This window comes from Dyadobacter sp. CY312 (assembly GCF_021390535.1).
Taxonomy (GTDB): Bacteria; Bacteroidota; Bacteroidia; order Cytophagales; family Spirosomataceae; genus Dyadobacter.
In genome coordinates this window covers 140,818-153,750 of record NZ_JAJUXG010000018.1, presented here as the reverse complement: position 1 = coordinate 153,750, position 12,933 = coordinate 140,818, and the positions used below count along the sequence as shown (strand labels likewise).

Here is a 12,933-nt window from a genome sequence, read left to right as displayed (position 1 = left end):
GATTTTAAAAACTTGTGTAAGTAGATATTTTATTATTTACTTTGTAACACAAAGTACTTTTAAATTAATTGACATGATAAAATCTCGTACCAGTTATTTGTGGTTATCCCTGACTGGACTTCACACCTGGTTGTTTTTTGACCAGCAGATGGGCTTTAATGCCCTGGTTTTTTCACTAGCCTCTGTGGTTTTAATCACCTGGCATCACCGGCTTTGGAATGAAAGAATGTGGCAGTTGGGTGCGGGGTTGCATCTACTTTCTGCTTTCGCTGTTTTCTGGCATGTTACCGGGGATGCAGGTTTGTTGTATCATGTGTCGTCATTTCTGCTCGCTGGATTTGTCTTTGCCGCTCGCAGTAGTCCCTCTGTGGCGCTTTTAAACGGAATCCTTGCAAGCTTCGGGATGAGCTTTGTAAAAATGCTGAGTGCTTATGCAAGGGAAATCAGGAGCATAGGCTTTGTTCAATTTTTCCTGCCTCAGGCTGCTTATAAAAAGGCCTATTTATATGTTGCACCAATAACTGTCACACTCATTTTTTATTCCCTGTATAGTTCAGCAAATCCTGACTTTTGGCTGAAAAATGCTTTTCCAGATTTGGAGCCTGACTTTTCCTTAATGGCCTATATCATGTTTGGACTGGTATTCCTGTCTCCGTTATTTTTCCCTTGGGGACTACAAAAAGTTACGGAATGGGATTTGGCCCAACCGGGAGACTTAAAAAGAGTGCGTTCTAAAACCAAAGTTTCCAGGAAGTTGGGTCTGGTTGAAGAAAACCGTCAGGGCGTCATAATGTTCGCAATGTTGAACACTCTCATCATCCTGTTTTTATGCTTTAATGTTCTTCAGATTTTTGTCCCATCTTTAAGTGACGTAACCAGAGGGTTTTCAGAACAGGTTCATCAGGGGTTTGACGCTTTGGTGATAAGCCTCATATCGGCGATTCTGCTGATCATGTACTATTTTCGTGCAAACCAGAATTTTTATGAACGAAAGAACCGACTTGTGCAACTAGCGACGATATGGATTTTTCTGAACGGATTGCTCGCTCTGTTTACCTGTTATAAAAATATTCTTTACGTTGATTCTTTTGGTTTGACTTACAAAAGAATCTGGGTGTTTATCGGAATGCTTCTCACAGGTGCGGGTCTTGTACTTACCCTGTTTAAGATAAAACATTTGAAAACGAATTGGTATCTGATTCGTCAGAATAGTTGGGTGTTGTACTTCGTGATGACGTTTTACGTACTCGTGGATTGGGACCGGCTGATAACCTGGTACAACCCGAATTATGCGAAGGAGGTTGATATGGCCTACATTTTTGATAATCTGGGTAGTACAAAGCTTCCTTATCTTGCCGAACTGGTCAGAAATAAAGATCCAAGGGTAGAACAGCACAAGTTTAAGCTATTGGGAATGAAAATGAAGGCTAACAGCGAACTTCATAAGGATTGGCGGTCAGCAACAATCGATGGAAGATGGCTGGCGAAGGAGTTGGCGGGCTTAGAGTGAATGCGGTATCACCGAAATCAAAAAAAGCATCCAACCTCAGGTTGAATGCTTTCGAAATGTCTTATTATGACTTAAACTTAGATAACTCTTACGTTAACTGCATTTAGACCTTTTTTTCCATTTTCTACGTCGTAAGACACTTTGTCGTTTTCACGGATATCGTCTTGTAGACCTGAAACGTGTACGAAAATGTCTTTTTCACCATTTGATGGTTGGATGAATCCAAATCCTTTGGAATCATTGAAAAACTTAACTGTGCCTTCTGCCATTGGTATTGATCTTATTTTTTTAAAAACCAAATGTAGATAGAAAATGCAGATATACAACACAAATATTTAAAAAGGTTTAGAATTATTCCATTTAGTTACCCATTAAGAACCAGATCATTAGACAAGTCTGAGAAAGTTTCTTTGTTTTTTGATAACATGTAATATTGTAATAGTTATATTTTTTGGGTGGAATACGATATGTATTGCTATTCTTGCCCAATCAAAATAACATTTGAGTGAATTCTGGATTAAGGCTTCGAAGAGTCCGGACTCCAGCAAAATTTAATTTTTGTAACTACTAAAATTTTGCAACTCCAGGTACACTTTCTTACTGATATCAGGATTAAGTTACATGACGCTATCTCTTCATTTCGGTAAAATAGCTGCAGGTGTTAAGAAGAAAGCAATGATGACGGTTAGTAAATTACATATATCTCTGACCGCTCCATTTTATGCTCATTTAAATATTCCTCCAAGCCCCAAAGAAGATCATTATCGGTGAAGCCGGGTTTTATGGATGTTTCATCATTTGTGGAGCCCGGTTTTATTATTCCTAACTTTGTCGGGAAATTAAGTAAGAGTTATGCCGCTTGTAAATATTAAGGATCATATTCCACCATTCTGGCTTCCCAACGGACATCTTCAAACCATTTATCCCGCACTTTTCAGGAAAATATCGGGAGTGGTTTACCAAAGAGAAAGGATTGTAACACCCGATCAGGATTTCCTGGATCTGGATTGGTCATTCTCATCTGGTAAATCTGAAAAGCTGGTTATACTTTCGCATGGGCTTGAAGGGAATAGCAACAAACAATATATTGTTGGCATGGTGAAGCTGCTCAATCAGAATGGATTCGATTGTCTGGCCTGGAATTTCCGAAGTTGCAGCGGAGAAATGAACCGGACATCCGGTTTTTATCACAGCGGTGCTACCGATGATCTGGATCTGATAGTTGAAAAGGGAATCAGCAAAGGATATACCGAAATACATCTGATGGGTTTTAGTCTGGGAGGAAACCTTACTTTAAAGTATCTTGGAGAGAAGTCACGCAAAAGACACGTCAGCATAAAAAAAGCTGTTGTTTTTAGTGTTCCCATGGATTTGAAAGCATGTAGTCTTTCAATTATAAAAAGAGAAAACCGCGTTTACATGCATCGGTTTCTCAATACGCTCAGACCAAAAGTGACCGAAAAATCCCGTTTGTTTCCGGACAGGATCAGTCTGGAAAAAGATCATTTGGTGAAAACCCTTTATGATTTTGACGATATATACACAGCTCCGTTGCACGGATTTAGTGATGCGAGCCATTATTACGAGCAGTGCAGTTCTCAGTTTTTTGTCCAAAACATTGAAATACCGACGCTGATTGTAAACGCAGATAACGATCCGATTGTGCCAGGTTCTAGTCTGCCTCTGGATTTAATTGCTACACTGGAAAATGTTCATCTGGAACTGAGCAGCCATGGTGGTCATTGCGGATTCCGGCCAGCTCATGTCGCTGACGGTGTGTATTGGTCGGAACGTAAAGCATTGAATTTTATACAATAAAATGGTTTTGTGTGAAAAAAACCAGAAATGACAAATAATAAAACACAACAGCTATAAAATTTGTTAGACATAGGAAACAGATTTGTAATTTTGTGCCTCAATCAGCAAGCTACCGGATTCAGTCGTATTGATTTGTTTACTTTTAAATTGATAATTAATAAGTTATCTGCCGCTTCATGCCCACATTAACACTTAGCAACCCGTACATTATTATCGATTTCGACAGCACCTTCACCAAGGTTGAAGGTCTGGATGAATTAGCTGCCATTGCTCTTACAGGGCATCCGGAACGTGAGAGAATCGTTCAGGAGATTGTGGATCTTACAAATAAAGGCATGAACGGAGAGATGTCGTTTGCCGATGGATTACGTCAGCGAATAGATCTTTTAAAAGCAAAACGTTCGCATATTGATGAACTTATTATATTCCTGAGAACCAAGGTTTCGGATTCTTTTAAAAGAAACCAACACTTTCTTACGGAGAATACCGACCATATATTTATCGTTTCAAGCGGTTTTAAAGAGTTTATTGTACCAATTGCAACTGAGCTTGGTATTCGTGCGGATCATGTATATGCCAATGAATTCAGGTTTGACGAAGACGACAATATCATCGGAATTGATGAAAACAATGTATTGTCAACTGATGGCGGTAAAATTAAACTTCTTGAAAGCCTGAAACTTGAAGGGGAAGTTTTTGCAATTGGTGACGGATACACCGACTATCAATTAAAAGAGTCCGGTCTTGCAAGCCGCTTTTATGCGTTTACCGAAAACGTGGAACGTCCGAAAGTAATGGCTGTTGCAGATCATATCGCTACATCTTTTGATGACTTTTTATATGATAACAAACTGAGCAGAAGCCAGTCGTATCCTAAAAGCCGTATTAAAGTTCTTTTGCTTGAAAACGTGCATCCGGTTGCACTTCGTGCCTTTGAAGAACAAGGCTTTAATGTAGAGTTTGTAAAAGGTGCTTTGGATGAGGACGAGCTTTGCGAGCGTATTAAAGATGTGTCGATCATTGGTATTCGTTCCAAAACAAATATTACCAAACGTGTGCTTGAAAATGCCAATCGTTTGATGGCAATCGGGGCATTCTGTATTGGTACCAATCAGATTGACCTTGAAGAAGCAGCAAGCCGGGGTATCGCGGTTTTCAATGCGCCATATAGCAACACGCGTTCTGTTGTGGAACTTGCGGTAGGTGAAATGATTTTGCTGATCCGTAACATCGTCACCAAAAGTAACCAAATGCACGCTGGTGTCTGGGATAAATCGGCTAACGGAAGTTTCGAAGTTCGTGGTAAAAAACTGGGAATGGTTGGATACGGAAGTATCGGTACACAATTGTCGGTGGTGGCTGAGGCTTTGGGTATGGAAGTCTATTTCTACGACGGAGTTGAAAAACTATCTCTTGGAAATGCACGCAAACTGAATACGCTTGAAGAACTCCTGGCGATTTCCGACGTGATCAGTATGCACGTGGACGGACGAAAGGAAAATAAGAATCTGATTGGCAAAAGAGAATTTGATCTGATGAAGGACGGGGTAATATTTATGAACCTGTCTCGCGGACATGTGGTAGATATTGCAGCCCTTGCTGATGCTGTGAAAAGTGGAAAAGTTGCCGGAGCCAGTGTGGATGTATTTCCTTATGAACCGAAAACAAATGCTGAGTCTTTTGAAAGCGAATTGCGTGGATTGCCGAATGTGATTCTTACACCACACATTGGAGGGAGTACCGAGGAAGCTCAGGAAAATATAGGTCATTTTGTTCCTGCCAAATTGCTGGAATTTATGAACAACGGCAGCTCTTATGGAAGCGTAAACTTCCCCGAGGTGCAATTGCCAAAACTCAAAGATTCGCATCGATTGCTGCACATCCATGCCAACGTGCCGGGTGTACTTGCGAAGTTGAACCAGATCTTTGCCAACAACAATATCAACATCACAGGGCAGTATTTGAAAACAAACGAAAGCATAGGTTATGTAATCGTAGATATCGCCAAAGGATATACCGAAGAGTTCATTCAGGAAGTGAAAGAGGTAGAAGGTACGATCCGGTTCAGGATGTTGTATTAGGAGTAGTTAAAGAAGTTAGGGGAAGTAAGGAGTTACAGTAGTTAAGAAGTTACTTCTGGGGAAGTCTGTTTTTTTGATTCAATTATGATAGATTTGAGGTATCGCTTCATCTTAATCATAAACGAAAATGAGTCAATCTTTTGAGGACCTGATTGTATGGCAGAAAGCGCATGCTTTCGTTTTAGCTGCTTACAAACTAACTGCTGTGTTTCCAAACTCTGAAATCTACGGTCTTACTTCGCAGTTTAGACGAGCCGGAATTTCAATTCCTGCAAATATTGCAGAAGGTTACAAAAGATTGGGCCGTGCCGACAAGGCACGGTTCTACAATATAGCACAAGGCTCTCTTGAAGAATGTCGTTATTACCTAAGACTGAGCAAAGACCTGAATTATATAACAGAAAATGTGTACCAAGAAAATAAATTATTGCTTGAAGAAGTTAGCCGTTTGCTCAACAGCTACGCCGCAAAAGTATCAGGGAAGTGATTTTTTTAATTTTCCCAGAAAGTCTAACTCCTTCTAGCCCGAGTGACTAGCTCCCTCTAACTACTTTAACTTCTTAACTACCAAAACCCAAGCTACCTTCTACTAACTACTTAACTACTTTAACTTCTTTTTTAATGCTTACTTTTTTTACCCCCGGACCAGCTGCGCTTTATCCGACTTTTGAGAAACATTTGCAGACTTTTGTGAGCAATCAGCTTGGTTCGATCTCGCACAGAAGCCAGCAATACAGAGATTTACATAAGTTTACAGTGGACCAGTTGAGGACATTGCTGAATGTACCGGATACGCACGCAATTCTGTTCCTGGGGTCGGCATCCGAAGCCTGGGAACGTATTCTGTTCAGTTGCGTTGAGTTGGAAAGTTTTCATCTTGTGAACGGGTCGTTTTCAAAGAAGTTTTACGACTATTCCAACGCATTGAACAAATATGCCCACAAGCAGGAAAAGTCGATGGGTGAAGGCTTCACTGCTTCGGAAGTAGTGGTACCGGAGTATGCCGAACTGATCTGTACAACACACAACGAAACCAGTTCTGGTGTGCAGATGAATGTTGCGGAAATTCATAAACTGAAACAAAAAAATCCAGATAAACTGATCGCCGTAGACATGGTTTCGTCGGCTCCGTATCCTGATCTGGATTACAAGCTGATCGATACCGCTTTTTTCTCTATTCAAAAGGCTTTTGGCTTGCCGGCAGGATTGGGTGTTTGGATTGTGAACGAGAAATGCCTCAAAAAGGCGGAGACTATTCGTCAGCAATATTCCATAGGTGCGCACAACGACTTGCCTACGCTTTGGAAAAACAGTTTGACCAACGAAACACCTGCTACGCCAAACGTAATGGCAATTTATTTGTTGGGTAAAATAGCCGAAGATCTGAACACAATTGGTGTGAAGACTATTCGTAAAGAAACTGAACAAAAGGCAGCTTTGCTTTATAAATTTATAGAAAAACAAAGCGGTTACTCTCTTTTTGTGAAAGAAAAATCACAGCGTTCGCAAACAGTAATCGTGACCAATACAGAATTACCATCTGCTGATATCATCAAAGCGGTGAAGGAAAAAGGAATGGTGATTGGCAGTGGTTACGGACAATTCAAAAATTCTCAGCTTCGAATCGCTAACTTCCCTGCTACGAGCGTCGCTCAGGTTGAAGAATTGATCAGCGTGTTGGGAGCATTGTGATGATTACTTGATATTGAAGAAGCGCAAAATCTCCGGACTTTGCGCTTCTTTTAGTTTTTGTCTGTGTGCCAAACAAGCCATTAACTCGAAATGGATGCGATATTAGTTGCTGATTTGTCATATGTTTATGAGTGAAAATTGATCTTAAATAAACTTTTTTTGTTCATTATTTTCTTCACTAAATAACATTTAGAGAATATATATCTAGCTTTATAGCCGATAGAAAAAAATCGCACTAAGTGGACTTCACTTTCGAAACGTTTAACAAAAACAAAACCGATCAGGAATTGTGGGCTGGGATACGGCGTGGCGACGAGTCCGCCTTTACTTCGGTATTCGATTTGTACCACGCTACGCTTTATAACTATGGCACCAAGCTCTGTTCCAACTCTGCAATTGTAGAGGATGCAGTCCAGGATGTCTTTATTGACATTTGGCGGCTCAGAAGCGGGTTGACAGAAAATATCACCTCCATTAAATTTTATCTATATCGCGCGCTTAGACGCAGGATCCATGTTGGTATTGATAAGTTTCCTGTAACAGAGGATATTGATCTTACAAGTGAAGATCGTTTTTTTGTCAATGACTCAAATTCCGAAACTATACTGATCGAGACAGAATCATCTGCGATTCGATCGCGACAGGTGCAGGAGTTGTTATCCAATCTTCCCGAACGTCAGATTGAAGCGCTTACTTTACGCTACTTCGAAGAATTTAGTACAGAAGAGATTGCTCAAATTATGGGTGTGAGCGAGAAGTCTGTGCGTAATTTTATGTACAAGGCACTTACCTCCCTGCGTTCCCATAGCCATTCGCTCAGCCTGTTGAGCCTGATTTTCTGCTTGTTATTGGTATTTTAGAAATTTTCTTGAAAATAATTTCATTTTAAAGGGGTCATATCAGAAGTTCCTCACTCTTTATATTTGAAAGACCGAAGAACTGTACCCCCACTGGCATGAAGCATGACGCGTATTCTTTAACGGAGCTGATCAGAAATGATGACTTTATTGCATGGGTATTACATCCCGATGCTGAAAGTGATATTCAATGGCAGCTTTTTCTGGCAAACAATCCTGGAAAGAAAAAAACGGTTGAGTCAGCGCGTGAATACGTAATTCTGTTGGCAAAAGATACAGGAAGGAACGTTCCGGCTCCTCAGCAAAGTGAAAAGATGTGGAAGATGGTGGAGAGCACTATGCAGGAGGAAGCAAAACAAGCGGAGTTAGAGATGCCGGTGGATTCACATTGGCGATGGGTACGCGTAGCAGCTTCGGCTGCTCTGATATTGAGTATAGGTTCTGTCAGCTACTGGTTCTATTATAAAAGTACTGATGCCGGAAGAATGCACAATTTAGCGGTTACTCAAACTGAGCAATCAGAAGGGTTCGTCCAGAAGTATAACGATACACAAAAGCCCATGACGGTAATACTTCCGGATGGGAGTTCGGTTGTATTGCAACCTGGTGCACACCTGAGCTTTACAAAAGTATCTAAACGTAACAGGCGGGAGGTAACTTTGACAGGGAAAGCATTTTTTGAAATTACAAAGGACAAAGAGAAACCATTTTTGGTATATAGCTACGGGCTCGCAACAAAGGTGCTTGGTACGAGTTTCCTGATAGATGCATCTGAAAGCAATGATGACATTAAAGTTGAAGTGAAGACGGGAACAGTTTCTGTATTTTCGATCAACAATATGTCTGACGAAATGAAAGGTGGCTCTAAGGACTCCAAATACGAAGAAGTAACCCTGAACAAAGATGAGAAGATCGCCTTTTCAAGGGATAATGGTAAGATATTGAAGTTGGAGCAGGGCATTCCGCTTGTGTTGAATGTTCGGGATGTTTCCAGACAAAACTTTTTCTTTGACGAAACACCCGTTTCTCAGGTGTTTGAAGCTATGGAAGCTGCTTATAACGTGAAGATTACGTACGATAAAGAACTTGTTGGGAACTGCTCACTGAATGCTACATTGGTCGGGCAGCCTTTCAGTAAAAAACTGGAAGTGATTTGTAATGCGCTGGGTGTGCAATACGAGATCAGAGAAAATCAGGTAACTATAACCGGAAACGGATGTAAATAAGAATCATATTCCTAAACCCTTAATTTTAAAAAAAACTAAACCGTTTTAGCCTATGGTATAAACACATTTTACAAATGAAAAAGATCAGTCATGTTCGAGCATGACTGATCCGGAAGATTCCCCCCGGTAAAGTAGTTAAGATACTTCACATCTATTCGTAAATAGATGCAGGGGAGCATTTTGTTGAATAAATCTCCTAACCAACAAATCTGTTCAAAAATATGAAAAAAAATCGACCAATTGATGGCTTACTATTTACACTTATGCGTATAACAGTCATTCAATGTTTCATGGCATATCTATTCGTTGGTATGTCGATGGCACATGTAGGGAAGGGGCAGGCGGCTCTTAGTCAGAAGGTTACTATTAATGTTGAAAATCAAGATATTAAGAAAATTCTCAGAAATTTAGAAAAGCAGACGAGTGTTAAATTTGTTTTCAGTTCAAAACTGATTCAAGCGGAGCGAAAAGCTTCCGTGAAAATACAAAACGGCTCGCTTTCATCTGTTCTGGACGAGTTGCTTCATCCTTTACAACTGGAGTACAAAGCAACAGATGACCTGATTGTTATTAAGCCAAGTCGCGCTACACCAGATAACAAGGATGTAGGGCTGAATGAAATTGTTTCGCAAGAACAAACTGAAATTAAAATAGTTGACAGGACGATAACAGGAACCGTGAAGGAAGAGTCCGGAACGCCATTACCTGGTGTGAGTATTGTGGTAAAAGGAACACAAATTGGTGCTTCATCTGATTCAGAGGGAAAATTCTCTCTTACACTTCCAAACGGAGAAGTAACTGTTGTGTGCTCATTTGTAGGGTTTTTGTCGGCAGAGATCGTTATTCCGTCAACTCAAAGTTTGGTAAATGTAACACTGAAAGTGGACGATAAAGCGTTGGAAGAAGTTGTGGTTGTCGGTTACGGAACCCAGAAAAAAGAGTCATTAACTGGTGCTATCGCAACTGTTACGAGCAAAGACCTGGAACGTGTTCATGGAGGATCAACCGTAAGTTCAGGACTTGCAGGAAAAATACCGGGTGTCACTTTTCGTATGCCTGACGGACGCCCGGGAGCTAGTGCCAACATTCAGATACGTAATATGGGAAATCCCCTTTATGTAATTGATGGTATACAGCAGGATGCAGGCCAGTTTAACAACATTGCACCCAATGATGTGGAGAGTATTACTGTATTGAAAGACGCATCTGCTGCGATTTATGGTGTTAGGGCTGCAAATGGGGTAGTGGTTGTAACTACTAAAAGAGGTAAAAACGGCACAAAAAATACGGTGAATCTGGATGCGTATACGGGCTGGCAAAACTGGTCACGTTTTCCCAAAGTGGTAAATGATTCTTATCAATGGATGGCAGGCAGGGCAGAGGCTGAAATGAACCAGTATGGTAAGACCAATATTACGCAGTCGGAACTTGATAAGTATCAGGCAGGAACTGAGCCTGGTTACCAGAGTTTTAACTGGAAGGATTTTATCGTTAAGGGTAATTCCCCATTGTATTCGCTCAACCTGAATATGACCGGAGGTTCGGATAAAATTTCTTACTACATCTCTGCAACACGTTTGAGCCAGAATTCAGTGTTAGGTCGCGAGTTCACTTTTGAAAGAAGTAACATTCAAAGCAATGTGGATGCCAAGATAACGGACAACCTTAAAATTGGAGTTCAGATTAATGGCCGTATTGAGATCCGTGACCAGCCGGGGATTCCCGGAGGAGATGATTACTGGCTGCCGCGTTTTGCCATTTTAAGAAACCGTCCTTTTGAACGTCCCTACGCAAATGATAATCCCGACTACCTCAATGATATCAAGCACAATGAGACCAACTGGGCTTACAACAATAAAAAACTGGGCGGATATCAGACGGACATTTGGCGTGTATTGCAAAGCAATATGAATGCTGAATACAAAATTCCGGGTGTGAAAGGATTGGTTGCTAAGGGGATGTATTCCTATTACATAGCCGATCAGGTAATGAACGGGCATGAGTACACCTATAAAGCATATACCTATAATGCACAGGACGATACCTACAACGTAACGGGCGGAAGTACAAACCCTTGGCGGGAACGTCGCACTAGGAAAATCATCAGAAATGTTTATCAGGGACAGTTGAATTACAACAACACTTTTGGTAAAAATACTTTCGGCGCCACTTTCGTGGCTGAGCGTCAGGAAGAGCGTGATCAGGAACAATGGGCTCACTCGGTACCGTCTACAAACGTGCTGCCTCTCATGTACTTTGCCAATATGGATACGTATAACGATTCCGATAATCAGTTGGCACGTATAGGCTATATCGGTAGGGTTAATTACGACTATGCCGGTAAGTATTATTTTGAAGCATCTGCCCGTCGCGATGCATCCTGGAAATTTGCTCCAGATCGTCGTGTAGGTTATTTTCCATCTGCATCTGCCGGATGGCGGGTTACAGAAGAGCAGTTTATTAAGAATATAATTGGCGAACGCAGCATATTGGATGATCTTAAAATACGTGCTTCGTATGGAATACTTGGAGATGATAATATCCTATTCAATAACGATCCAAATCAACCATTAAGCCCATATGCTTACCTTCCCGGATATAATTACAATCAGGGTAATGCAATTTTGAGTGGAAATGCAGTAGTTACTACTCGTGATAAAGGACAGATTATCAATAACATTTCCTGGTTTAAAAGTAAAATATTTGATGTTGGGGCGGATTTCTCTTTGCTAGGCACCAAGCTTGTTGGAACTGTGGATTACTTCCATCGTTTAAGAACTGGTCTGCTTGGCAGAAAGTATGATTTGTTGGTTCCAAGTGAATTGGGCTATGCTCTTCCTGAGGAAAACGTGAATAGCGATTCTCAACGCGGTTGGGAAGGATCTCTAACGTACAATGGAAAAGCAGGAGATGTATCCTATTCTGTTGGTGGTAATGTATCCTTTACCAGAAGCAAGTTTGAAGAATCATACAAACCGGTATTCAACAATTCACTGAATCAATATCGTAATTCTTCCGAAGGTAGATATAACAATATTTTCTGGGGATACGAAACAATAGGTCAGTTCCAGTCACAGCAGCAAATTAACGAATACCCTGTGAACATTGATGGACAGGGAAACCGGACGTTGTTACCTGGTGATCTGATTTACAAGGATATCAATGGTGATAATGTAATTAGTGGTGAGGATGAAAGACCGATAGGTTATACAGAAACTGGTCAGCCTAATATCAATTTTGGATTGAATTTTGCTGTAAGCTGGAAAGGGTTTTCATTCAATGCAGATTTTTCGGGAGCTGGCATGTATTCATGGAACCAGAACTGGGAGCAAAGATGGGCGTACCAGAATGACGGTGCATTGAATAGTATTTTCCTTGACAGATGGCATCGTAAAGATATTTATGATCTCAATAGTGAGTGGGTTCCTGGTAAATATCCGGCTCTTCGTTACAACGATGGAGGACATAGTAATTACAACAGAAACTCAACTTTCTGGCTGCACAACGTGAAATACATCCGTGCGAGAACAATCGAGTTCGGCTATTCTTTACCAAAATCGGTCTTAGAGAAAATCAAGATGCAGCGTGCCAGGGTTTACATCAATGGATATAACCTGTTCACGATTGACAACCTGAAAGAATTTGGCGTTGATCCTGAAATTATGGAAGGCAATGGTCTTCAATATCCTCAGAACAAGTTTGTTAACGTTGGGATAAGTCTTTCAATCTAAAATATTTAACGACGTAGA

Annotated in this window: 9 protein-coding genes; 8 read left to right on the top strand and 1 reads right to left on the bottom strand. The window is 40.8% G+C overall.

The features are described from left to right. Positions 1-73: 73 nt before the first annotated feature. Positions 74-1,510: a DUF4173 domain-containing protein gene (locus LZG71_RS24010; protein WP_233824744.1), complete on the top strand. Its 1,437-nt coding sequence runs from the start codon at positions 74-76 to the stop codon at positions 1,508-1,510. 77 nt (positions 1,511-1,587) lie between these two features. Here the strand turns inward: LZG71_RS24010 and LZG71_RS24005 are convergent, their stop codons facing one another. Beyond that, the gene (locus tag LZG71_RS24005) at positions 1,588-1,779 is read right to left on the bottom strand and encodes a cold-shock protein (RefSeq protein ID WP_131958299.1); all 192 of its coding nucleotides are present in this window, start codon (positions 1,777-1,779) and stop codon (positions 1,588-1,590) included. 583 nt (positions 1,780-2,362) lie between these two features. Here LZG71_RS24005 and LZG71_RS24000 point away from each other — a divergent pair. The 7 genes from LZG71_RS24000 (at position 2,363) to LZG71_RS23970 (ending at position 12,915) form a co-directional block, all read left to right on the top strand. Then, positions 2,363-3,328: a YheT family hydrolase gene (locus LZG71_RS24000; RefSeq protein WP_233824742.1), complete on the top strand. Its 966-nt coding sequence runs from the start codon at positions 2,363-2,365 to the stop codon at positions 3,326-3,328. A gap of 176 nt (positions 3,329-3,504) precedes the next feature. Then, on the top strand, positions 3,505-5,409 hold the full coding sequence (serA, locus tag LZG71_RS23995; protein ID WP_233824740.1) for a phosphoglycerate dehydrogenase: 1,905 nt from the start codon (positions 3,505-3,507) through the stop codon (positions 5,407-5,409). Between the two features lie 127 nt (positions 5,410-5,536). Then, entirely contained in the window at positions 5,537-5,896 is a 360-nt protein-coding gene (locus LZG71_RS23990; protein ID WP_233824738.1) for a four helix bundle protein, read from the top strand. Between the two features lie 134 nt (positions 5,897-6,030). Then, positions 6,031-7,101 (top strand): aminotransferase class V-fold PLP-dependent enzyme, encoded by a 1,071-nt coding sequence (locus LZG71_RS23985; RefSeq protein ID WP_233824736.1) that lies wholly within the window; start codon positions 6,031-6,033, stop codon positions 7,099-7,101. A gap of 239 nt (positions 7,102-7,340) precedes the next feature. Beyond that, on the top strand, positions 7,341-7,961 hold the full coding sequence (locus tag LZG71_RS23980) for an RNA polymerase sigma factor (protein WP_233824735.1): 621 nt from the start codon (positions 7,341-7,343) through the stop codon (positions 7,959-7,961). Between the two features lie 95 nt (positions 7,962-8,056). Beyond that, complete coding sequence (locus tag LZG71_RS23975) at positions 8,057-9,184, top strand: FecR family protein (protein WP_233824733.1); 1,128 nt, start codon at positions 8,057-8,059, stop codon at positions 9,182-9,184. Positions 9,185-9,405: 221 nt separating this feature from the next. Next, the gene (locus LZG71_RS23970) at positions 9,406-12,915 is read left to right on the top strand and encodes a TonB-dependent receptor (RefSeq protein ID WP_233824731.1); all 3,510 of its coding nucleotides are present in this window, start codon (positions 9,406-9,408) and stop codon (positions 12,913-12,915) included. The last annotated feature ends 18 nt before the right edge of the window (positions 12,916-12,933 follow it).

Bases quoted from the DNA above. Each gene is read 5' to 3' on its own strand.
- LZG71_RS23970 (WP_233824731.1), top strand. From the start codon at position 9,406: ATGAAAAAAAATCGACCAATTGATGGCTTACTATTTACACTTATGCGT.
- LZG71_RS23990 (WP_233824738.1), top strand. From the start codon at position 5,537: ATGAGTCAATCTTTTGAGGACCTGATTGTATGGCAGAAAGCGCATGCT.
- LZG71_RS24005 (WP_131958299.1), bottom strand. From the start codon at position 1,779: ATGGCAGAAGGCACAGTTAAGTTTTTCAATGATTCCAAAGGATTTGGA.
- LZG71_RS24000 (WP_233824742.1), top strand. From the start codon at position 2,363: ATGCCGCTTGTAAATATTAAGGATCATATTCCACCATTCTGGCTTCCC.
- LZG71_RS24010 (WP_233824744.1), top strand. From the start codon at position 74: ATGATAAAATCTCGTACCAGTTATTTGTGGTTATCCCTGACTGGACTT.
- LZG71_RS23985 (WP_233824736.1), top strand. From the start codon at position 6,031: ATGCTTACTTTTTTTACCCCCGGACCAGCTGCGCTTTATCCGACTTTT.
- LZG71_RS23975 (WP_233824733.1), top strand. From the start codon at position 8,057: ATGAAGCATGACGCGTATTCTTTAACGGAGCTGATCAGAAATGATGAC.
- serA (WP_233824740.1), top strand. From the start codon at position 3,505: ATGCCCACATTAACACTTAGCAACCCGTACATTATTATCGATTTCGAC.